This is a genomic window from Phenylobacterium sp., from assembly GCF_004799515.1.
Classification (GTDB): Bacteria; Pseudomonadota; Alphaproteobacteria; order Caulobacterales; family Caulobacteraceae; genus Phenylobacterium.
In genome coordinates this window covers 48,459-70,777 of sequence record NZ_SSMX01000008.1, presented here as the reverse complement: position 1 = coordinate 70,777, position 22,319 = coordinate 48,459, and the positions used below count along the sequence as shown (strand labels likewise).

Here is a 22,319-nt window from a genome sequence, read left to right as displayed (position 1 = left end):
TAGACGTGGTCGAAGGCGGGTCCGTGGGGATTCAGGTGCTGCGCAGAATTTTGGCCTTGCTCACGGTGGTCTGGGTCTGCCTCGCCGGTCCCGACGCCCATGCGCTCGATCCGACGCGCGGCCTCAAGCAGTTCCGCCATACGGCTTGGACCCGCCTTGATGGCATGCCTGCCAATATCTCGTCGATCGCCCAGACGCCCGACGGCTACCTTTGGTTGGGCGCGGATTCAGGGCTCTACCGGTTCGACGGCGTGCGCGTTGAGCCGTTCACTCATCCGCTGCCGGGCGTCTCCGTCTTCTCGCTGGCGGTGAGCAGCACAGGCGACCTCTGGATCGGATCGAGCACGGGTTTGTCGCGGCTAAGCCATGGCGTCCTCACCACGGTGACCGCGCCCCGTTCGATCCCGTCCGCAGGCGTTTTGCATATCGCTCCAGGCCGCAATGGCGAGGTTTTCGTCGCCACCATGAGCCAGGTCGCGCGGGTCGATGGCCAGGGCTGGCACGTCATGGCGAGCGATTGGGGCAGTTCGGAAGGCTACACCAAGCCGGGAGGCATCTGGGGGCTCGCGGTCGCAAGAGACGGCGTGGTCTGGTCGAAGAACCTGCTTGGCCTCTACTACCTCAGGCCGGGCGCGAAAGGGTTCCTGAAGGCTGATGCCTATGGCGGCAGCATCATCGACTTCGCACGCGCCCCCGATGGCCGGTTGTGGACGGGCGACACCACTCTGAAGCACTTCTACGCGCTGCCTGACCTTGGTCCGTCTGGGGCGCCGCCGCCATCGCCCCAGGTCGGCGCGCCCCTCGCGCCAGGCGTCCAGGGGCATGCGCTGCTGGATCGCGACGGCGTCTTGTGGGCCGCCAATCCGGTTTCCGCCTTTGGACTTTATCGGGTCCGGTCGGTCGCGGGGCCGCGCGCCGTCGTTGAGGCGTTTGCCGGTCGCGATGGCCTGACAAGCGATGTTGCGAGGATGCTGTTCGAGGACCGCGAGGGCGACATCTGGGTCGCGACCGCGCAAGGGCTGGACCGCTTCTCGCCTGCCAATGTGGTGACGGAATCCGCTGTCGCGTTGCAGGGTCGGGCCCCGGACATCAGCGCCTCCGCCGACGCCGTCTATGTGGCGGATGGCTTTGCGCCGGACAGTCCGGGCCGGCCCAAGGGGCACGAACACCTCTATCGCATCGCCCGGGGCGCGCCGGAGCGGCTGATGGTCCAGGCCGACGACGCCACGGTCCTCAATGCGGCCGGGTCCGACGGCGTGCTCTATGGCTCCGGCCGACCGCTGTTCAGACTACGCGATGGCGTCGCGACGACCATCGACCTGCCCAAGAGCATCGATATCGGTCACGTGGAGTCCGCGGCCGAAAGCGGCCATGTTCTTTGGGCTGCCATTGCTGCGCGCGGGGTCTTCCGCCGGCGGGGCGATACCTGGGCGCCCTTCACCGCGCCGGGCGTCAATCCAGCGGGATCCTCGGGCCTTCGGTTCGACCAGCAGGGCGCGCTGTGGATCGCGGGGACCCTGAACGGCGCGATGGATCGCGTCATCGGCGATCACATTGACACCTATGCGGGTGCGAACGGGCCCAACGTAGGAACCGTGAATGTCTTTGTTCCTGATGCGGACGGTGTTCTGGTGGGGGGGCTCCTGGGTGTGTCGCGATTTGACGGCCAGAGGTTCCGTACACTGTCGCACGATCAGGCGCCGTACCTCAACGAGACCATGGGGATCGTCGCGGACGACAGGGGTGGCACCTGGCTTCACACGGCCAACGGCATTTACCGCGTCGACACCGGACAATTGCAGCACGCCTTCCTCGATCGGACGGTGCGGCTCGATGCGCAGCTCTTCGACGCTCGCGACGGCCTGACGTCCACCGCCGCCGTGGGCAAATTCGGCAGCACCGCCGTACGAGGTCCGGACGGTCGCCTCTGGTTCCTCAACGTCAGCAATCTTGTCTGGATCGATCCGCAGCATCTCTACCGCGATCCGGTTGCGCCCCCAGTCGCCATTCGAGGGATCACAGCAGATGGCCACGTCTACGGTGGCGAACGCGTGGTGAAGCTGCCTGCGGGCGCCTCCAACCTCCAGATCGACTACACGGCCCTCAGCCTGCAGAATCCGGATCGGGTGCGTTTCCGCTACCGCCTGGAGGGCGTCGACAAGACCTGGATCGATGCGGGCGGTCGCCGCGAGGCCTTCTACACGCGACTGGGGCCCGGCCACTATCGCTTCCAGGTCATCGCCGCCAACAACGACGGGGTCTGGAACACCACCGGCGCAACCGTCCGATTCAAGATCCCTCCCACCTTCGTCCAAAGGCCGGAGTTCCTGGCCTTGTGCGCGATCCTGGCGGGCGCCGCCCTGTGGTTGGCCTATACCTTGCGAATCCGGCAGCTCGCGTCGGCCATCCAGGCGCGTCTGGAAGAGCGGCTAGACGAGCGGGAACGCATCGCCCGGGAGCTGCACGATACGCTCCTGCAGGGGTTCCAGGGCCTCGTGCTGAGATTGCAGGCGGTCATGGAAGGGCTGCCTGGAGACCAGCCCGCGCAGGCGGAGTTAGACGCGGTTCTGACGCGTGCGGATGAAGTGCTGATCGCAGGCCGCAACCGGGTGCGGGATCTACGGACTCTGGATCGACCGGGCGGCCTGGCCGCCGCGCTCAGCGACGCCGCCCAGGCCATGGCCGGGACAGGCGAGGCGCGGTTCCAGCTTGCGGTCGAAGGTGGACCGCGCGGGCTGCATCCCATCGTCGGCGAAGAGTTGGCGGCCATCGGGCGGGAAGCGATATCAAACGCGTTCCGCCATGCCGGCGCCGGAACCATTGACGTTCGGCTGATCTACAGCCGATGGGCGCTCACGCTGCGGATCGTTGACGACGGCGTGGGCATGCCGCGCGATGTGGTGGCAACTGGCCGATCGGGGCATTTCGGTCTCCTCGGCATGCGCGAACGCGCCGACAAGATCGATGCCAAGCTCGAGCTCTCCAGCCCGCCGGGCGTGGGTGTGCAGGTGGCCGTCACGGTCCCTGCGGGGGTCGCATTCGTCACCGGTCCCAATACCGGAGGCCTGGACTGGCTACGTGAGACCTTAGCGGCCTTCTTGCGCCGCCGACGGGCGGCGCCCTGACGGCGGTCGGCCGACCGGGTCGACTTTCAGCGGCGTGATTCATACCATCCGCCTCGGGTTTAGATTTTGATCGCCCGAAAGAGGGAGGCGCACCTGCTGCTTCCGTGGACGCGCTATCGACCGATCCTCGCTAACCTCAGGCAGGATCCGCTGGCGCCGCCTTCGGATCGGGAACGGGCGGACATGGTCTGATGAACGGCAACGCCGGGAGTCCTGTTCGGGAGACGACCGCTTCGACCGGAGCGGGCGACGTCGCCTCTTACGAGGCGCCGGGCGCGACGCCAACGCCCGCGTCGTCGTCCTATGTGCGCTTCGGCCCCTTTCGTCTCCAGAACCACGGCGAGGCGCTGTTCCGCGGCGAGGACGTGGTGCGCCTCGGCAGCCGCGCGCGGCAGATACTCATCCTGCTCATGGCGCGCGCGGGACAGGTCGTTTCCCGCGCCGAGATCATGGCTGCGGTCTGGCCCGACACGACCGTCGTAGATAACAATCTGACGGTGAATATAGCCGCCCTGCGTCAGGCGCTCGGGGACGGGCAGGGCGGCGCCCAGTACATCGTCAACATTCCGGGTCGCGGATACCGGTTTGTGGCGCCGATCGTCGATGATCAAACGACCGCCACGTCGCCATTGCCGCTTGCCGTGGTCGCGACGCCCACCAACCTTCCGGTCCGCCTTGGGTCCGTGATCGGTCTGTCGCGATCCCTCGAGGCGGTGATCGCCAAACTGCGCCAGAGCCGCCTCGTTACGATCACCGGGCCTGCGGGCGTGGGGAAGACGACCTTGGCGCTGCATGTCGCCCAGTCGGAGCAGGCGCGCCATCCCGACGGCGTCTGGTTGGTGGATCTCGCCGCGGTTCGCGACGCGGAGCATGTGCCCGCCGCTGTCGCGGCGACCATGCGGATGGAACTGGGAGCCGGCGATCATGTCCAAGCCCTGGTCGCGGCATTGCGACGAGCCAATAGCCTGCTGCTCCTGGACAACTGCGAGCACCTTATCGACGCGGTCGCCGACTTCGCGGCTGTCGTCGTGCGGCAATGCCCTGACGTCGTCCTGTTGGGGACAAGCCGCGAGCCGCTACGAATCAGCGGTGAGGCAATCTACCGCTTGGCCCCGTTGGACGCGCCGGCCGACGCCCCGAACCTGAGCGCGGCCGACGCCTTGACCTATCCCGCCGTGCAGCTACTCGTCGAGCGGGCCAGCGCTGCGACCAACGGGTTCGTGCTCGGGGATGAAAACGCATCCCTGGCCGGCGCCATCTGTCGCCAGCTCGACGGGCTCCCGTTGGCGATCGAGTTCGCCTCCGCCCTGGTTGGGGTGTTCGGCATCCCCGGCCTCGCCAGCCGGCTCGACACGCGGCTTCGGCTTATTCAGCCAGACATGCGAGGGGCTTCTGAGCGCCACCGCACCCTGACCGCGGCGTTGGATTGGAGCTATGGCCTGTTGGAGGAGGGCGAACAGGCGGCCTTGCGGCGCCTCTCGGCCTTCGCTGGGGGCTTTACCCTGGAAGCCGCCGGCTCGGTGATCGGCCTGCAGGACCTTGGCGAGGCCGGAGGCGTGCTTGCGCGGCTGCACGCCAAGTCTCTCGTCGCCAATGACATCACGCCAACGGATTTGCGGTTCCGGCTGCTGGAGACCACGCGGGCCTACGCCGCTGAGAAGCTGGAAGCCGTCGACGATGCTCACGAGATCCGCCGCCGTCACGCGGCCTATCACGTCGATCTCCTGGAGCGTCAGGGCGTGGACCTGCGGGCGAGCGGCGCCTCGCGGCTTCTGGTCGATGATGTGCGACGCGCGTTAAACTGGGGCCTGTCGCCCCAGGGCGATCAGAGATTGGCCTGCCAGCTCATCGTCGCCTCCGCGCCGCTCTGGTTCGACCTGCAACTGGTGTCCGAGTTTCACGCCTGGACCCAGCGCGCGGTCGAGGCCGCGGCGCGGATCGAGCCTCCCGATCCTCGTCTCGCCTCGCGCCTGGCGAACATCCTGGCGCTCGCAGATTTCGAAAACGGCCTCACCGGCGTCACCCGGGCCGCGCTCGACCAGGCGCTGATCCTGGCGGAGGGCGTTGGCGACGCGACGCAGGAACTGACCGCCCTCCTTGGGCTCTATCAGAACCAGACGGGAAACCTGGAGTGCGAGGTGGGCGCCGCCTACGCACTGCGCATCCGCTCCGCCGCGGAACGGGCCAATCACCCGGCTCCGGACGTCCTCCAGACCTCACACCACGGCTATTCGCTGTTCTTCCTGGACCAGTCGCCCGAGGCCAAGCAGATCGCCGACAGCTTGCTGGCCGGCCCAGGACGGACGCTGGGCGCCGCGCCGACCGTACCGTTCGAGATCAACGTCCACATCTCGTCACTTACCAACCGCGCCCGCGCCCACTGGGTATGCGGATACCCCGACCAGGCCCGCGCGGACATGGTGGCGGCGCTCGACGCCGCCGAGGAGCTGAAGCATCTGCCCTCGCTCTACCTCGCGGTGACCAGCGGCGGTCCTGTCCCATTGTGGCTGCGCGACATCCCGTTGGCGCGCCGGATCATCGCCTTGACGAAGTGCTACGCGGAGACCCTGCAGGTCGAGCACTGGGCAGTCTGGGAACGATCGATGGAGGCCGCCCTGGCGCCGCTGCTTGACGAGGCGCCGCCGCCTGTCAGCGACTTCGCGCAACGGGAAATGGACTTCTTCCCTTTCGCCCGGGCCATGGCCTGCACGACCCACGAATCCCACTTCGCCCCCTGGATCGATGAGCGGACCGATCGCGGCGATCCCGCCTGGTATCGCGCGGAGGTCTTTCGGCTCCGGGGTCTGCGACACTTCCAGCAGTTCGGGGCGACGGGCGCCGCGGAAGCTGAGCGGTTGATCCGGGACGCTTTCGATCTCGCCCGCGCGCGAGGCGGGCGCAGCTGGGCGCTGCGCGCCGCCATGAGCCTCTGTGAAGTCCTGGAAGCCGGCGGGCGCGCCTCCGAAGGCAGGGACGTCCTGCGCCAGACCTATGCTTCGTTCACGGAGGGCTTTGAGACCTTCGATCTTCGGCGGGCGCGAGCTCAGCTGGCCAAGCCCTGATACCGACGCGGCCCGCGGCCTGGACCGCTGCGGTATCGCTGAACCGTTCAATCGAGCGCCCGGACCAACAAGCGTCAAGACGGCGCGCCCTGCAGATTGCGGGGCGATGGCAAGACTTGACCCACAGATGACCGCCCGAAGTACGCCGCCCAGGCGAGACATGGACGCCGCAACGCTCATCTTCGTGGACGAGATCTCCCACCGGGTGGTGAACGAGTACGCCGCGGCGATCTCGCAGCTCTCGGTGGCGGCGGCAGGAACGGGCGATGCCGCCTCCCGGGATGTCCTGAGCCTGGCCGCACAGCAGCTGCGTCGCTGCGCGACCGCCCACCGCGCGCTGCAGCGGCCGTTTATCGACGAGGAGATCGATCTCGCCGATCATCTGGCATGTCTGTGCCGCGCCCTCTGCGAAGCCACACTTTGCGAGCGCGGCATCCATCTTGAACTGAGCACGCAGACCTGCTGGCTTTCAGCCGACCGCTGCTGGCGCGTTGGCCTGATCTGCGCCGAGCTCATCACCAACGCGGTGCGCCACGGCCTGGGCGGCCGCCCCGGCGTCATAAGCGTCCTGATGTCTTGCGCCGACGGCCGAGTCCAATGCTGGATCGTCAGCGACGGCCGCTCAGCGCGGCGGGGCAAGCCCGGCCGGGGCAGCCAGGTCGTCCGGGGTCTGGCCCAACAACTGGGCGGTCGGATTGAGTGGTGCGACGCGCCGCAAGGCGTGGCGGCGATGCTGTCCTTCCCGTGCACGGCCGACGACTGAGGCCGGACGCGAAGACGTCCCCGGCGCATGTCGCGCCGAGGGCTAGAACCTTGTCCTCTCGGGTCTTTGTGTGGCCCTGCTTACGCCGCGAAGCGATAGGACCCCAGCTGAGCGCAGCGCCAGGCGTGCGGGGTCGCGCCGTGCGCCAGTCGGAACCGCCGCGTGAAGTGCGCCTGGTCGGCGAACCCACAGTCCTGGGCGATCTGGCAGAGGGGTTGATCGGTGGTGAGCATCAGCTCCTGCGCCCGCTCCAGGCGGCGCTGGAAGATGTAGGTGTGCGGGGTGACGCCGAAGCTCAGCTTGAAGGCTCGGGCGAAGTAGTCCGGGCTGAGGCGCACGCAGGCGGCCAGCTCGTGGGTGGCGATCGGCTGGTCGAGGTTGGCGTTGATGAGGGCGGTGGCGCGCCGGATCTGCCAGGTCGCCAGGCTGCCCGGCACGCGGTCGGCAGACGCCATGTCCCGCCGGTCGTGCTGGCTTTCCAGCAGCGCATAGGCCCGCTGAATGCAGGCGATCGCGGCTGCGCGGTTGTCGTCCATGGCGCTCAGGCCGTCACGAAGCAGCTTGAACACGGCCTCACCGGTCTGAGCGAAGGGGCCGGGCGCGCCTAGCGCGACGCCTGCGGGCGTCGTGGCCGAGGCCGGACGGGCCGACGTTGAGAAGTTCATGACGATCTCCTGGAGTCGGGCGTCAGCCCGCAGAAATGACGCCCAGTCCAAGGGCGCGTGAGACGGCTTGCGCGCGGCGGTCCACGGCGAGCTTCAGGAAGATGTTCTTGACGTGCGACTTCACGGTTTCCGGGGAAATCCCGAGAGTCTTGGCGGCCTCCTTGTTGGAGAAGCCGCGGCTCAGCAGCTGTAGGATGGTGCATTCCCGACCCGTCAGGTCCGCGGGGCAGGGCGGGGTCGCCGTGGCGTCGAAAATCTCCGCCAGGCGGCCCTGCCAGTCCTGGCCATAGGCCGCGGCCCGCAAGGCGGGCGCCTCCAGGCCGGTGTCGCCATGAAGCGCGGTGATCCCGCTCTGGAGGATGTCGGTCTGTATTTGCTGGTGCATCGCTGGCGGCTCCCGCCCGCCGGCGGCTCGACAGCGAGGACCGGGGACACCGTGACCATGGCCAGCAGCGTCCGCACTGGCGAATTAAGCGGTGCTAATCAAAATAAAGACGGGCCTCAGGACGCGCGCCGATCCCGGCGCCAGGGCGCCTGCCCTCCCGCGAGCCATCGGACCTGAGGTGGGAAGACAGGCGCCGCAAACCGCCCCCCCATCCGGGGGATTAAGCGGGCGAGGCGCCGCTCCTAGGGTTGCCGCGATCCGACCCCGCATGTCCCGGGGCGCCGCTAAGGCCCGCACCATGCCGCTCTCCGACAGCTCGCCGAGGCGCCCTCACCATTCGCACCGGCCGTGGCCCGCATGACCTTGCTGACCCAGGAATATCAGTTCCTGCCTGACGAGCGGCCGAGCTTCCCCGGCTCGCCGTTTGTGCCGCGACATCCCCTCGGCCGGCGGATCGCCTATGCGCTCGTAGGGGTGTTGATCGGGGTTCTGTCGACTTTCCCCAACGCCTTGATCAGCGCGAATGTTGCGAACCTGCCGGGCGCGATGGACAGCTATGTGGCGCAGCTGAGCTGGCTCCCGGCGATCTATGTGGCGATGAACGCCAGCGCCAACCTCACCCTGGTGAAGGCGCGCGCGCAGTTCGGAATTCCGGCGGTCACGCTGTGCCTGCTGCTGCTCTACGCATTGGCGGGGGCGGTCCAACTCGTCAGCCCGACCTTCGCCGCCGCGGTGGTGGCGCGGGCCGTCAACGGCATGATGGCCGCGGCCCTGGTCAGCCTCGGCATCTACTACCTGCTCCAGGCTGTCACACCGAAGACCCGGCCCATCGCCCTGGTGATAGGCCTGGGCCTGACCCAGCTTGGCACGCCGCTGGCGCGGATGATCCCCGTCGACTTGCTGGTGGCCAGCCATGGCCGGGGCCTCCACTTGCTGGAACTGGCGGTGGCGTTCGTCCTCGTCGCAGCCACGCTCGCCGTACCGCTCCCGCCCAGCGAACGCAGCAAGGCCTTCTCTCGCCTGGACCTCGTGACCATCGGTCTACTGGTCCCGGCCTTTCTCCTGCTCAGTGGCGTGCTGGGCCTGGGGCGTCTGCTCTGGTGGAACGAGACGCCGGCCTTGGGCTGGATGCTCGCCGCGGCGATCCCGCTGTTCGCCGCCGCGATCCTGATCGAGACGCACCGGTCGAACCCGCTGATCCATTTCAGCTGGTTCAGCAACGTCGACATCCTGCGGTTCGCCGGCGTGGCGCTGTTGGTGCGCCTGGCGCTTGCCGAGCAGAGCTACGGTTCGGTCGGCCTGCTGTCGGCGGGCGGCCTGACCAACGATCAGCTGCGGCTGCTGTTCGCTGGCGTCGCCCTGTCGATGGTCGCGGGCTTGGTGACGGCGGTCCTGACGCTGTCGGTCAAGCGGCTGCCCTACCAGGTGATCGCGGCGGCCCTGATCGTCGCCGTTGGGGCTGGCCTCGACGCCCAGTCGACCGTACTCACGCGGCCCCACGATCTGATCCTCAGCCAGTGCCTGCTGGGGTTCGGCACGACCCTTTTCATGGGGCCGGCCAACGTCTTCGGCTTCCTGCGGATGTCGCAACGGGGCGCGGCCTTCTTCGTCACCTTCGCGGTGCTGTTCAGCACCACCCAGAACGTCGGCGGCCTGGCGGGATCTGCCCTGCTCGGCACCTATCAGGTGATCGAAGCCCGCGCCCATGCCGTGACGCTCTCGGATCACATGCTGCCGACGGATCCCACCGTCGCGGCTCGGCTTGGCGGCGCCGCGGCCTTGTCTGGAACCGTGGCCGACCCGCTGTTGCGCACCCAGGAGGGCGGCAAGCTGCTCGGTCAGGCGCTGGCGCAGCAGTCCGCCGTCCTGGCCTTCAACGACGTGTTCCGACTGGTCGCGGCGCTCGGTCTGATGACCGCGCTGTACGTGCTCTACCTGGTGGCGCTGACCGCGTTCCGGGCCCGCTTCTTCCCCGCGCCGGAGGCCGCCACATGACTGAACCTGCCGACACGGACAGCGCCGCCGCGGCGCCGAGCCGGCCCGCACATTGGACGCCGAAGCGCCCCAGCTTGGTTGTGAGCGTCACCGTCGTGGTGGCGGCCCTTGTCGGCATGTTCGCGGTGCTCTCCGCTTGGAGGCTTCCGCCCTTCAGCGGTGCGGTCGAGCGTACGGACAACGCCTATGTCCGAGGCCGCACGACGGTGATCGCACCGCAGGTCAGCGGCTATGTGGTGGAAGTCGCCGTCCGGGACTACCAGACCGTGCCTGCCGGAGCGGTCCTGGCCCGCATCGACGACCGTCCCTACCGCGCCCGGGTGGAACAGGCAGAGGCCAATCTCGCGGCGGCCCAGGCCGGCCTGGCCAACAGCGAACAGGCCCACAAGGCCCGCGCCGCCGGGATCCTCAGCCAGACGGCCGGCCTCGGCAGCGCCCAGGCGCAGCTGCTGCGCGCCCAGGCGGACATGGCGCGCGCCGACGATCTGGTGAGCGACGGTTCGATCTCCAAGCGTGAACGCGACCAGACGCTCGCGGCGCTGAAACAGGCCGAGGCGCAGGTGCGCCAAGCCGAGGCGGGCGGGTCGATCGCCAAGGAGGATCTCCGGACGGTGGACGTCGGACGGGGCGGCCTCGACGCGCAGGTGAAGGCGGCAAAGGCGCAACTGGACGCCTCGCGGATCGACCTCGACCACACCGTCATCCGCGCGCCGGAAGGCGGGCAGCTTGGCGAGGTCGGCGTCCGGCTCGGCCAGTTCGTCACCAACGGCACGCAGCTGATGTCCCTGGTGCCGCCCGATCACTGGGTGATCGCTGACTACAAGGAGGCCCAGACGTCGCACATGGCGCCGGGCCAGCCCGCGAGCTTCAAGGTCGACGCGCTTGGCGGTGCGAAGCTCCTAGGCCGGGTCGAAGAGCTTTCGCCGGCGGCAGGGTCGGAATTCGCGGTCCTCAAGCCCGACAACGCCACCGGCAATTTCGTGAAGGTGCCGCAGCGCATCGGCGTCCGCATCCGGTTGGACGCCAACCAGCCCCTGGCTGCGCGCCTACGGCCCGGCATGTCGGTGGAAGCCCGCGTCGACACGAGGCGGCCATGAAGCGCCTGACACTCCTCGTAGGCGCAGCCCTGCTCGCCGGCTGCGCGGGGGTGCGGCCGCCGATCCCGGCTGAGGCCGCCTTCACGGCCCCTGCTGCCTGGCGATCCCCGGGCGCGCTGGCCGGCGCCGGTCCGGACCCCTGGTGGACAAGCTTTGGCGATTTGGCCCTGACGCGGGTCGTCGAGACCGCCCTGGCGCACAACGATGACGTCGCGATCGCCGCGGAGCGGGTCGAGGAGGCCCGGTCGCAATACCGTCTCGCCGCGGCCGAGCGGCTCCCCGATCTGGTCGGTGGCGGCCAGGGCGGTCGCGTCCGCGACGTCAATCCGGGATTCGGTATTCCGGAGGAGCAGAACTTCGGCGGCGTCACGGTCACCGCGACCTGGGACCTAGATCTCTTCGGCCGGCTCAGGAGCGCCAGTCGCGCGGCACGCGCCAGCCTGCTTGCGAGCCAGGACGCGCGGGACGGGGTTCGCCTGGCCGTCGCGGCGTCCGCGGCCCAAGCCTATCTGAACCTTCGGGCGCTCGACGCCCGCCTCGGGGTGCTCCAGGACACCCTGCAGGCGAGGGGTGAGGCGCTGCGCGTGATCCGCCGGCGCGCGGACGCTGGCTACGCCGCCCAGCTGGACCTGCGGCAGGCCGAGGCGGAATATCATTCTGCCGAGCAACTGGTGCCCGCCACCCAACTGGCCATCCGCCGGCAGGAGGATGCGCTGAGCCTGTTGCTAGGCGAAAGTCCCAGTGAGATCCCCCGTGGCGTGGCGCTCACCGCGTTGGAGCCGCCCGTCGTTCCCGGCGGAATGCCGTCATCCCTGCTACGCCGCCGGCCTGACGTGGCCGCGGCGGAACAACAGATGGTGGCCGCCGACCGCTCTCTGGACGCGGCGCGCGCGGCCTTCATGCCGCGCCTGCAGCTCAGCGTGCAGGGCGGTGGCGTCGTCGCCGACCTGATCGAACAGAACCCGACGGGCACCTTTAACCTCGCCGCCGGACTGTTGGGACCGATCTTCGACGCTGGCCGATTGCGCGCCCAGGAAGGGATCGTCGCGGCCCGCCGCAATGAGGCCGCCTTCGCCTATCGGAAGACCGCGCTTTCGGCGTTCCGCGATGTCGAGGACGCCCTGGCCGGCGTCCGGCGCTCGGCGGAGCAGGAGCGGGCGCTCGTCCAGACGCGCGACGCCTACGCGGCCGCGCTCAAGCTGGCGACGAGCCGCTACCGCTCCGGCTACGCCCCCTACCTCGACCAGATCGACGCGGAGCGGGCGCTGTTGTCCGCGCAGCTCACCCTAGTGCAGGCCCGCGTCGACCGGCTGGACGCCGCGGTCAGTCTCTTCCAGGGCCTCGGGGGCGGGTGGTCGAAGGCCGGCGACGCGCCCCTCGCCGCCAAGCCCTGACGGCTCGGAGACACGCGGATGGTGGACCTGATCCTCAAGTTCGTCACGCTCGCCACGACACTGGTGGGCGGGATCGCGGTCTACATCGCGGTCCGGAACAACAGCCATCAGATCGGCGTGCAGATCTTCCTGACCTATTCGGAACGCGTGCACCTGGTGCGTGAGACCCTCTCCAACGAGTCCGGCCAGAAGCAGGGCCTGACCCAGGCGCTGCACATCGTCTTCGAGTTCCATGCGCTGCGAAAGGCGGGATTCATCGCCAAGCCCATCTGGGCCATCTGGGAAGCCGACATCACCCGGTTGTTCTGCACGCCGCTCTTCCGCCGCCACTGGCCGGACCTGCGCGAGGGCTTCGACACGCATCCCGATTTCATCGCGTGGGTTGAAGAGCCCCGCTAGTCCAACGCAAACGCCCGCCCGCCCGCCGATTTCGGCGAGCAGGCGCCTGGAGCCGTTGGAGGAGAAGGTGGGCTAGGCTTTGATGAAGGCCAGCAGGTCCGGGTTGATGATCTCCGGATTGGTCGTGCACATGCCGTGCGGCAGGCCAGGATAGAATTTGATCGTAGCCTTCCTCAGCAGCTTGGCGGAGAGCGGGCCGGCGTCGGCGAATGGCACGATCTGGTCATCCTCGCCGTGCATCACGAGGGTGGGCACATCGATGGCCTTAAGGTCCCCGGTGAAGTCGGTCTCGGAGAAGGCCTTGATGCAGTCGTAGTGGGCCTTGGCCCCGCCCATCATGCCTTGGCGCCACCAGTTGTCGATGACCCCGGGACTGACCTTAGCGCCCGGCCGATTGAAGCCGTAGAACGGGCCGGTGGGCACATCGCGGAAGAACTGCGCGCGGTTGGTGGCCAGGGCTGTGCGGAAGCTGTCGAACACTTCGATGGGAAGGCCGCCGGGGTTGGCCGCCGACTTGAGCATGATCGGCGGCACCGCGCTGACCAGGACGGCCTTGGCGACGCGGTTCGTCGTGCCGTAACGCGCGACGTAGCGGGCCACCTCGCCACCGCCCGTCGAGTGGCCAATATGGACGGCGCCCTCCAGCTTCAGGTGTTTGCTCAGCTGATCGACGTCGGCGGCATAGGTGTCCATGTCGTTGCCGCTCGACGTCTGGGTCGATCGGCCGTGTCCGCGCCGGTCGTGAGCGATCACCCGGAAGCCACGCTCGACGAAGAACATCATCTGGGCGTCCCAGTCGTCGGCGCTCAGCGGCCACCCGTGATGGAAGACGATCGGCTGACCGGTCCCCCAGTCCTTGTAGTAGATGCGCACGCCGTCCTGGGTGGTGAAGGTGTCCATTTTGTCTCCTGTGGTGTGATGCGCCGTGGGCGCGACGCGACGTGGCGCCGCTCGGGTCGAGGTGGCGACGCCAAGGCCGATCACCGCCGTGGCGCTGGCGCTAGCAGTGGCGGACAGCAGTCCGCGCCGTGAGTAGCCAGTCTGGTCGTGTGGGGTCGTCATGCCGAACGAATCCTCTGCGTCGAGCACTGTGCGGGTGAGGGCCGTCCTGCGACCGCCCTTGAGCCAGGGCGACAAGGCCCGAACCCGGCGCGCGCCTATAGAATTGCAGAGGGCCGTTTTGTACGGACCCGCGTTCAGGACGCCGGCTGCGCATCGACCCGTCGCTGATGGCCTCGCCCCCCGAACGGGTGATAGGCGCCGAAGGCCCCCCGATTCACATTCCGAAGGAAACGCTGCTGCGCATACGCGACATGCGGCGACCCGCTGGGATTCCTCCGTGCAGAACCAAATCGACGAGCCGGCAGCTTCGGCCCTTACCGCGGAGGTGGCGGCTTGGTTCTCGAGCTACGTGGCCGCGTTCTCCGATCTGGCTTCGGGCGACAGAGCCAATACCGCGATCCTTCTCGACTACTACGTCGCGCCGGCGCGGATTGTGGGCCGCACAGCCGATATCGTGATGCGGACGCCGGAGGCGATCACGGGCTTCGGTGGGATCGGCGCGAAGGTCGAAAGCCTGCGGCGAAGCGGGTTGACCAAGGCGACGACCACGGCGTTGGCCATCCACCTTCTAGGCCCGCGAGCGGCCATCGTCGAAGCTGAGTGGCTCGGAAACTTTCTCACCGGCGTCACGCAGGAAGCGCATTTCGCCTATCTCACGGCCCTGGGGCCGGGCGGCTGGCGGATCAACACGGTGATCGACCAGTCCTCCTGAACCGCCGCGCCGGCGGCTTCAGCGGCCAACATGATGAAGCGCGACAAGACAGGGGAGCAGACCCCACGCCGCAAGCAGCAGGCCACGCAAGGCGATGCCGCCACGGCCGTTCAGCCACACATAGGTTCGTCGCGACCGCTGCTCTTCAAAGTAGCTGTCGGATCCCTTGTCGAGCCGCGTTCGGAACCATCGCATCTGCAAGGTCGCCGTCACGGGCATCGCAAGTCCCGTCGAGACGATCATAAGTCCTAAGAGGAGCATGCCGGCCTCCGGGGCGTCGCGCGTCCGGCATCCTCGCTCCCCTCGACGGCCCGCCAATCCCCCAGACGGGGGGCGCTCTACGAAGCCGGCGAAGGCCTTGAAACTTCTGCATCTCCCCCGTCCGGGGGATCGATGGCGAACGGCGCCGCTCCTAACCTCAGGTGACTGGGGAGGTGGCTCAAGCCGAGCCCGCTCAGAGCCCCACATCGATCGGAGCGAACATGTCGAATGTCAGCGCCAGCAGCGGGGTCGAGACGCGCCCGACGGGGATATTTCGACTCCTCACCCGGATCCTGGGCGTGGTCCTCGGCCTGATCGGCCTTGGGCTGCTGGGCGGCGGGATCGAGTTGCTGACCCTGGGCGGTTCGCCCTACTACCTGGCGGCCGGCGCGGCCTATCTGGTGGCGGCCTACCTGCTGGTGAGGTTGCGGCCGGCTGGGGCCTGGTGGGTGGGCGGCATCGCACTGCTGACCATCCCGTGGGCCCTCTGGGAGGTCGGCGCCCACTACTGGGCGCTCTTCCCGCGCCTCATGATGCCGATCGGCTTCGCGGCGGCGGCCCTGCTGTTGACAGCCGGTTGGTGCGCCAAGGGCAAGCGATGGCCCATGGCGGCGGCCGGCGGCGTGGCGGCCGTCCTGCTGGTCGCGCAGTTCGCGGCGGCGTTCACCATCCACGGCGCGATCAAGCCCACGGCCGGCGGCCAATTCCAGACGCCCACGATCGACAACGCGCCTTCGAACTGGACGGCCTATGGGCGCACCACCGAGGGAACCCGTTACGCACCGTTCAACCAGATCAACCGCAGCAATGTCGCGGACCTCAAAGTCGCCTGGCAGTTCCACAATGGCGACCACGGACCCGGCGTCTTGCAGAACACGCCGCTGCAGATCGGCGACACCCTCTTCACCTGTTCGCAAAACGACATCGTCTCGGCGGTGGACGCCGACACCGGCGCCGCACGCTGGACCCATGACCCGCACGCCAAGGGCGCGACCTGGCAGCGGTGCCGTGGCCTGGGCTACTACGCCTTGCCCGCCGTCGCCGGCGTGGCGGCGACCGGACCTTGCGCCGAGCGAATCCTCAACAACACCACCGACGCGCGCCTGATCGCGCTCGACGCCAAGACCGGGGAGCCTTGCGCGGACTTCGGCGACCACGGCCAAGTCGATCTTAGGGAGGGCATGGGGCCGGTAAAGCCGGGATTCTACTTCGTGACCTCTGCGCCCCTCGTCGCCCGCAACAAGGTCGTCGTGGGCGGATACGTCCTCGACAACCAGACGGTCGGCGAGCCTTCCGGCGTGGTCCGCGCCTTCGACGCCCGCACTGGCGCCTTGGCCTGGGCCTGGGACCTCGGCAACCCGTCGAACTCCGGGGCGCCGCCGCCGGGGCAGACCTATACCCGCGCCACCCCCAACATGTGGACTCACGCCGCCTATGACGACCGGCTTGGCCTGGTCTACCTGCCGCTCGGCAACGAGACCCCGGACTACTTCGGCGGGCAACGCATGAAGGCTTCCGACGCCTACAATTCCTCGGTCGTCGCGGTCGACGTGGAGACGGGCAAGGAGCGTTGGAAGGTCCAGACCGTCCACCACGACATCTGGGACTACGACCTGCCGTCGCAGCCGGCGCTGGTCGACGCGCCCGACGGCCAGGGCCACATGACGCCGGCCCTGCTGCAGGCGACCAAGCGCGGCCAGATCTTCCTGCTGAACCGGGAGACCGGGGCAGCGCTGGCGACAATCGAGGAGAAGCCGGTGACGCAGGCCGGGGCTGTCCCTGGAGAACACCTGTCGCCGACCCAGCCCTATTCGACGGGCATGCCGACGATCGGCGACCAGCACCTCTCCGAGCGGCACATGTGGGGGGCGACGATGCTCGACCAGCTGATGTGCCGCATCGGGTTCTTACAGCATCAGTACGGCGGCGACTTCACACCGCCTGGCCTGAAGAAGTCCATCGAGCAGCCGGGCAACGGCGGCGGGATGAACTGGGGCAGCGTCTCCTATGACCCGACCAACCACCTGGCCTTCTTCAACGACATCCGCATCCCCAGCGAATTCTACCTGATCCCCCGCGCGAACTATGCGGCCTGGTCGAAGGCTCACCCCTGGCCTGATCACGACGGCCACGGACCGGCCGCAATGGCGGGCCTGCCCTACGGCGAGGCGACCTATTTCTGGCTGTCGCCGATCGGGGTGCCCTGCACCGAACCGCCGTTCGGCACCATCACCGCGGTGGACCTCAACACCCACAAGATCGCCTGGCAGGTCCCGGCGGGGACCGCCGAGAAGCTCGGCCCGTTCGGGATCGCCTCGCACATGCCGATGCCGGTGGGCATGCCCACCTACGCAGGTACGATGACCACCGCCGGCGGCCTGGTCTTCTTCGGCGGCTTCCAGGACTACCACTTCCGAGCCTACGACGCGCAGACCGGCCGGGAAGTCTGGAAATACCGGCTGCCCGCGGGCGCCAGCGCGACCCCGATGAGCTACGTCTCCCCGAAGACCGGACGCCAGTACATCGTCCTTTCCGTCGGCGGCGCGGCGCACTCGCCGGACCGCGCCGACGTCGTCATCGCCTTCGCGCTGCCGCCAAAAACCTGACCGGATCGGCGCCCCTTCGCCGCGCCGAAACGGCCGGCCTGGGTCAACGCGCTGCTGCTGGCCTTCCTCCACGACCTGTAGATCCCGCCGATTACCGGTCCCTTTCCCCTCTCATGGACGCCTGACGATGATCGCAAGCGGCGAAGCCCTGACTCAAGCCCTGCAGGCCAACCTGGCCACCCGCAAGACCGATTCCGAAATCGACCTGCAGGGCCAGACCGAAGCCGTGATGAACCTTGTCGGGGCCACCGGCGCGGAAAGCGGCGGATGCCTCACCTTCTATGGGAAGGATCCGATCCTCCCGACGATCGTGCCCTTCGCGTCGATGTCGGCGATTGGCCTGGCCGCCAAGGCGCTCCAGGTCGCCTCGATATGGCGGCTGCGCACGGGACAGCCGCAAGATATCCACGTGGACGTGCGCAAGGCCATGCGCCGGTACGGCGGCTTCTACGAGCGCAAGTGGGAGACCGTGAACGGCTATCTCGGCGGCGCCTGGTCGGATCCGAACAGCCCCTTCGAGGAGTCGGTCTACGAGACCAAAGACGGTCGATGGGTTCTGCCCACCGACTATTATCCCAAGCTGCATCAGCGGACGTCCGAGCTGCTGAACGCGGTCAGCACCAAGGCGGCGACCGCCGCGGCGATCCGACAATGGAACGGTGAAGATCTGGAGACGGCCGCGGCGGAGGCCGGCGTGGTCATGGCGCTGGCGCGGCCGCTGCAGGAAATCCTGGAGATGGGCGTCTACACCCAGTCGCTGCGCGACATGCCGCTGATCGAGGTGACGAAGATCGCCGACAGCGCGCCCAAGCCGTTCGCGCCGGACGCCAAGACGCCGCTCGACGGTGTCCGCGCGCTCGGCCTGGCGCATGTGATCGCAGGGCCTGCCATCGGCCGCGCGCTGGCGCTGCATGGCGCCGATGTGCTGAACATCTGGAATCCCCAGGATTGGGAGCACGACATCCTGCTCTATGCCTCCCATATCGGCATGCGCTCGGCTCGGCTCGACCTCAAGAGGGACGAGGCCCATGCCAGATTCCGGGAGCTGCTCGGCACGGCCGACGTGTTCTTCTCGAACCGCCGGCCCCACTATCTTGAGGCCCACGACCTCGGCGCGGCGCGGCTCTGCCGGGATTTCCCCGGACTGATCCATGCACGCGTCTGCTACGCCGGCCGCGAAGGTCCCTGGTCGGATCGCGTCGGCTTCGACACCTCGACCGCCTATTCGCTGGGCCTGGCCTGTCTGGAGGGAACCGACGCTGCGCCCAAGCTGCCGGCGGTCGCGATCAACGACTTCGTCACGGGATGGCTTGGCACCGTAGGCATCCTGCAGGCGCTTAAACGTCGCGCCGTGGAAGGCGGAAGCTATCGGGTGACCGTCTCGCTGTCGCGGACCACCTTGTGGCTGATGTCCTTGGGAATATTCGACAAGGACTATGCGCGCTATACGGCGGGATCATGCGACGAGCACAGCTATCCGCCTCCGGACCTATTCACGGCCGACACCCCGATGGGGCGCTACACCGGCATGACCGAACAGGTTGAGATGTCGGCTACGCCTGGCCACTATGCCCACGTCCTGGAGCCTCGCGGGTCGGCGCTGCCGGAGTGGCTGTCGCGCTGACGGCGGCGTCCCGGCTGGGGTAAGATCGGCGGCGCCCAAATCAGTTTCCTGGTGGCGCGCGGTCCTATTCCGACAAGACCTTGGGCGGCCTTCACCGATGGTCACCGTGCTGTTCCCGAACAGCCGAGCCGCCTAGAAATGGGGGCAGCGCCAGATGCTGCGCCTTTTCGTCGGGGGAACGCCGGTGCTCAGCGCTGACGGGACATGAGCTGATCCATGGGCATCATCAGGCCGTTCGACTGGCCCATGATCACCAGTGAGCCGATCACCACCAGCAGGATGATCACGAAGGTGAGCAGCAAGGCCAGGATGTTGGTCTTGTGCGCCGGCGCGGTGGTGATGTGCAGGAAGAAGATCAGGTGCACGATCATCTGGGCGATCGCCAACACGATGAGGCCTGCGACGATGCTGGCCGGCGTCATAAGGGTCGTGCCGGCCATCGCGAAGGCCGCGCCGGTCAGCAGGAGGGCGAGCCCCAGACCGACCGCATAGGTCTTCCAATGGCCGACGCCGCCGCGGGCGTCCTCGCCCGGCGTGCGCGGCGCCGCCGCGCGGCTGTCCTGGTAGTCGCTCATGGCTGGGATCCAATCAGGTAGACGAAGGTGAAGATCGCGATCCAGACCACGTCGAGCACGTGCCAGAAGAGCGAGAAGCAGAAGATCCTGCGGGAAAAGCCGGGGCCGAAGCCGTCCCGCCACAGCTGCCCGAACAGGATCAGGATCCATGCCAGTCCGACGGTGATGTGCAGGCCGTGGGCGCCCACCAGGGTGAAGAAGCCGGAGAGGAAGGCGCTACGGTCCGGCCCGGCGCCTTCGGCGATCATCCGGGTGAATTCCGAGACCTCCAGGCCCAGGAAGGCGGCGCCCAGGGCGAAGGTGATGGCCAGGAATCCGGTCAGCGCGAGCTTCCGGCCGGCGTTGGCCGCGATCATCGCCAATCCGCAGGTGAAGCTGGAAACCAGCAAGCAGGCGGTCTCCAGCAGGACGCCCGGAAGCTTGAAGACCTCCGGTCCCGTCGGCCCGCCGGCCGTCGCGCGGTGGAGGACGGCGAAGGCGGCGAACAGCGAGGCGAACAGGATCGCGTCGCTCAGCAGGTACACGTAGAAGCCGAAGCCCGTGGCGCCGAGCCGGTCGGCGGCGCGGTCGTGGGGCGGGTCCGCGAAGGGGAGCCGTGATGCATCGAGCGTGGTCATGAAAACCTCTAGGCGGAGCGGGGGCGCAGGCTGCGCTCGGTGCGGGCCACGGTGTCGGCCGAAAGGATGAGTTCGCCGCGGGGGCGCCAGGACGAGGTCACCAGCGCGGCGAGGGCGGCGATCACCGCGGGTACGGCAAGCCACCAGATGTGCCAGATCACCCCGAAGCCACCGACAACCGCGAAGAAGGCGGTGATGAAGCCGATCGGAGAATTGCGCGGCGTCTCGATCGCCTCGAAGGCGGGCGGCGTCACGGTTCGGCCGGCGGCCTTCTGCGTCCACCAGGCGTCGAGGCCGGTGACCTGAGGTATGCGCGCGAAGTTGTAGGACGGGGCCGGCGACGGCACGGACCATTCCAGGGTCCGGCCGCCCCAGGGGTCGCCGGTCATATCGCGGTGGTAACGGCGCTGGCGAATGCTGACCGCGATCTGCACGAACTGCAGCAGTATCCCGGTCATGATGATGCAGGCGCCGATGGCGGCAGCCACCAGATACGGTACCCAAAGCGGATTGTCCGTGTGGTTCATCCGCCGGGTCATGCCGAGGAAGCCCAGGATGTAGAGCGGCATGAAGGCCAGCCAGAAGCCGACGAACCAGCACCAGAAGATCGCCTTGCCGAGCCCGGAGTGCAGGGTGAAGCCGAAGGCCTTGGGCCACCAGTAATTCAGCCCTGCGAAGCTTCCGAAGATCACCGCCCCGATGATCACGTTGTGGAAGTGGGCGATCAGGAACAGGCTGTTGTGCAGCAGGAAGTCGTTGGGCGGGACGGCCATCAGGACGCCGGTCATCCCGCCGATGACGAAGGTGATCATGAACCCGATCGTCCAGAGCACCGGCGTCTCGAAGCGGATCTGGCCGCCGTACATCGTGAAGAGCCAGTTGAAGACCTTCACCCCGGTGGGGATGGCGATGATCATGGTGGCGATGCCGAAGAAGGCGTTGACGTCGGCGCCGGAGCCCATCGTGAAGAAGTGGTGCAGCCAGGTGACGAAGGCCAAGAGGGTGATCACCATGGTGGCCACCACCATCGAGCGGTAGCCGAACAGCGGCTTACCCGAGAAGGTGGAGATGACCTCGGAGAACACCCCGAAACAGGGAAGTACGAGGATGTAGACCTCGGGATGACCCCAGCTCCAGATGAGGTTCAGGAACATCATCGGCGCGCCGCCGGCGTCGTTGGTGAAGAAGTGCATGCCGAGGTAGCGGTCCAGCATCAGCATCGCGAAGGTGCCAGTGAGGATCGGGAAAGCGGCGACGATCATCATGTTCGCCGCGAGCGCACACCAGGTGAAGACCGGCATCATCATCAGCGTCATGCCGGGTGCGCGGCACTTTAGGATGGTGGTGACGAGGTTGATGCCGGACAGCAGGGTGCCGATCCCGGAAATCTGCAGCGCGACCAGATAGTAGTCGACGCCGACGCCCGGGCTGTAAGGGAGTTCCGAGAGCGGCGGGTAGACGAGCCAGCCGGTGCGGGCGAACTCGCCGACGCCCAGCGCGATGTTGGGCAGCAGCGCCCCGGCCGCGGTGAGCCAGAAGCTGAGCGAGTTCATCACCGGGAAGGCGACGTCGCGAGCGCCGATCTGGAGCGGGACGGCGAAGTTCATCAGCCCCACCACAAAGGGCATGGCGACGAAGAAGATCATGATCGTGCCGTGGGCCGAGAACACCTGGTCGTAGTGTTCGGGCGGCAGGAACCCGGGGTGGCCGCCGTGCGCGAGCGCCAGCTGCATGCGCATCATGATGGCGTCTGAGAAGCCGCGCAGCAGCATCACCAGGGCCAGCAGGATGTACATGATCCCGACCCGCTTGTGGTCGACGGTGGTGATCCATTCGACCCACAGCCACTTCCAGCGGCGCAGGACGGTGATGAGCCCAAGGACGCCCGCGATCCCGATGATGAGCACGGCGATCGTGCCCATGATGATCGGCTGGTCGAGCGGGAAGGCTGAGAGGGTGAGTTTGCCGAACATTGTG

17 protein-coding genes are annotated in these 22,319 nt (G+C 67.9%); 10 read left to right on the top strand and 7 right to left on the bottom strand.

What is annotated here, in order from left to right; all coding sequences use genetic code 11:
• Window positions 1-23 precede the first annotated feature (23 nt).
• The 3 genes from E8A49_RS04120 to E8A49_RS04110 all read left to right on the top strand — a co-directional run bounded on the left by E8A49_RS04120 (window position 24) and on the right by E8A49_RS04110 (window position 6,950).
• The gene (locus tag E8A49_RS04120) at window positions 24-3,125 is read left to right on the top strand and encodes a sensor histidine kinase (RefSeq protein WP_293376662.1); all 3,102 of its coding nucleotides are present in this window, start codon (window positions 24-26) and stop codon (window positions 3,123-3,125) included.
• 191 nt (window positions 3,126-3,316) lie between these two features.
• On the top strand, window positions 3,317-6,187 hold the full coding sequence (locus tag E8A49_RS04115) for a winged helix-turn-helix domain-containing protein (protein ID WP_293376661.1): 2,871 nt from the start codon (window positions 3,317-3,319) through the stop codon (window positions 6,185-6,187).
• 160 nt (window positions 6,188-6,347) lie between these two features.
• Entirely contained in the window at window positions 6,348-6,950 is a 603-nt protein-coding gene (locus E8A49_RS04110) for a histidine kinase dimerization/phosphoacceptor domain -containing protein (RefSeq protein ID WP_293376660.1), read from the top strand.
• A gap of 80 nt (window positions 6,951-7,030) precedes the next feature.
• Here E8A49_RS04110 and E8A49_RS04105 read toward each other — a convergent pair whose 3' ends face one another.
• Together E8A49_RS04105 and E8A49_RS04100 are read right to left on the bottom strand one after the other, a co-directional pair.
• Window positions 7,031-7,615 carry an AraC family transcriptional regulator gene (locus E8A49_RS04105; protein ID WP_293376659.1) on the bottom strand — a complete coding sequence of 195 codons (585 nt, stop codon included), beginning with the start codon at window positions 7,613-7,615 and terminating at the stop codon, window positions 7,031-7,033.
• A 22-nt stretch (window positions 7,616-7,637) separates the two neighbouring features.
• Window positions 7,638-8,000, bottom strand: coding sequence for a response regulator transcription factor (locus E8A49_RS04100; RefSeq protein WP_293376658.1), 363 nt, complete (start codon window positions 7,998-8,000; stop codon window positions 7,638-7,640).
• 357 nt (window positions 8,001-8,357) lie between these two features.
• On the opposite strand from E8A49_RS04100, the gene E8A49_RS04095 reads away from it, so the two are divergent.
• The 4 genes from E8A49_RS04095 to E8A49_RS04080 are packed head-to-tail and all read left to right on the top strand — an operon-like array spanning window position 8,358 to window position 12,885.
• Window positions 8,358-9,995, top strand: coding sequence for an MFS transporter (locus E8A49_RS04095; protein WP_293376657.1), 1,638 nt, complete (start codon window positions 8,358-8,360; stop codon window positions 9,993-9,995).
• Window positions 9,992-11,092 carry an HlyD family secretion protein gene (locus E8A49_RS04090; RefSeq protein ID WP_293376656.1) on the top strand — a complete coding sequence of 367 codons (1,101 nt, stop codon included), beginning with the start codon at window positions 9,992-9,994 and terminating at the stop codon, window positions 11,090-11,092. The genes E8A49_RS04095 and E8A49_RS04090 overlap by 4 nt, the downstream gene beginning before the upstream one ends.
• Window positions 11,089-12,486, top strand: coding sequence for an efflux transporter outer membrane subunit (locus tag E8A49_RS04085; RefSeq protein WP_293376654.1), 1,398 nt, complete (start codon window positions 11,089-11,091; stop codon window positions 12,484-12,486). Before E8A49_RS04090 ends, E8A49_RS04085 begins: the two co-directional genes overlap by 4 nt.
• A gap of 18 nt (window positions 12,487-12,504) precedes the next feature.
• Window positions 12,505-12,885: a hypothetical protein gene (locus tag E8A49_RS04080; RefSeq protein WP_293376652.1), complete on the top strand. Its 381-nt coding sequence runs from the start codon at window positions 12,505-12,507 to the stop codon at window positions 12,883-12,885.
• 72 nt (window positions 12,886-12,957) lie between these two features.
• Here E8A49_RS04080 and E8A49_RS04075 read toward each other — a convergent pair whose 3' ends face one another.
• On the bottom strand, window positions 12,958-13,785 hold the full coding sequence (locus tag E8A49_RS04075) for an alpha/beta hydrolase (RefSeq protein ID WP_293376650.1): 828 nt from the start codon (window positions 13,783-13,785) through the stop codon (window positions 12,958-12,960).
• A gap of 439 nt (window positions 13,786-14,224) precedes the next feature.
• Between E8A49_RS04075 and E8A49_RS04070 the strand changes: the two genes are divergently transcribed.
• A complete protein-coding gene (locus E8A49_RS04070; protein ID WP_293376648.1) occupies window positions 14,225-14,659 on the top strand; it encodes a hypothetical protein in 435 nt (144 codons plus the stop codon).
• A gap of 18 nt (window positions 14,660-14,677) precedes the next feature.
• On the opposite strand, the gene E8A49_RS04065 is transcribed toward E8A49_RS04070, so the two are convergent.
• Window positions 14,678-14,920: a hypothetical protein gene (locus E8A49_RS04065; RefSeq protein ID WP_293376646.1), complete on the bottom strand. Its 243-nt coding sequence runs from the start codon at window positions 14,918-14,920 to the stop codon at window positions 14,678-14,680.
• A 221-nt stretch (window positions 14,921-15,141) separates the two neighbouring features.
• Between E8A49_RS04065 and E8A49_RS04060 the strand changes: the two genes are divergently transcribed.
• Complete coding sequence (locus E8A49_RS04060) at window positions 15,142-17,526, top strand: membrane-bound PQQ-dependent dehydrogenase, glucose/quinate/shikimate family (RefSeq protein WP_293376644.1); 2,385 nt, start codon at window positions 15,142-15,144, stop codon at window positions 17,524-17,526.
• Window positions 17,527-17,653: 127 nt separating this feature from the next.
• Complete coding sequence (locus E8A49_RS04055) at window positions 17,654-19,150, top strand: CoA transferase (RefSeq protein WP_293376642.1); 1,497 nt, start codon at window positions 17,654-17,656, stop codon at window positions 19,148-19,150.
• Between the two features lie 188 nt (window positions 19,151-19,338).
• On the opposite strand, the gene E8A49_RS04050 is transcribed toward E8A49_RS04055, so the two are convergent.
• From E8A49_RS04050 to cyoB, 3 genes are read right to left on the bottom strand one after another with little or no spacing between them, the layout of a single operon-like run.
• On the bottom strand, window positions 19,339-19,725 hold the full coding sequence (locus tag E8A49_RS04050) for a cytochrome C oxidase subunit IV family protein (RefSeq protein ID WP_293376640.1): 387 nt from the start codon (window positions 19,723-19,725) through the stop codon (window positions 19,339-19,341).
• Complete coding sequence (gene cyoC / locus E8A49_RS04045; protein ID WP_293376638.1) at window positions 19,722-20,342, bottom strand: cytochrome o ubiquinol oxidase subunit III; 621 nt, start codon at window positions 20,340-20,342, stop codon at window positions 19,722-19,724. Before cyoC ends, E8A49_RS04050 begins: the two co-directional genes overlap by 4 nt.
• A gap of 8 nt (window positions 20,343-20,350) precedes the next feature.
• Window positions 20,351-22,315 carry a cytochrome o ubiquinol oxidase subunit I gene (gene cyoB / locus E8A49_RS04040; RefSeq protein ID WP_293376636.1) on the bottom strand — a complete coding sequence of 655 codons (1,965 nt, stop codon included), beginning with the start codon at window positions 22,313-22,315 and terminating at the stop codon, window positions 20,351-20,353.
• Window positions 22,316-22,319: the final 4 nt, after the last annotated feature.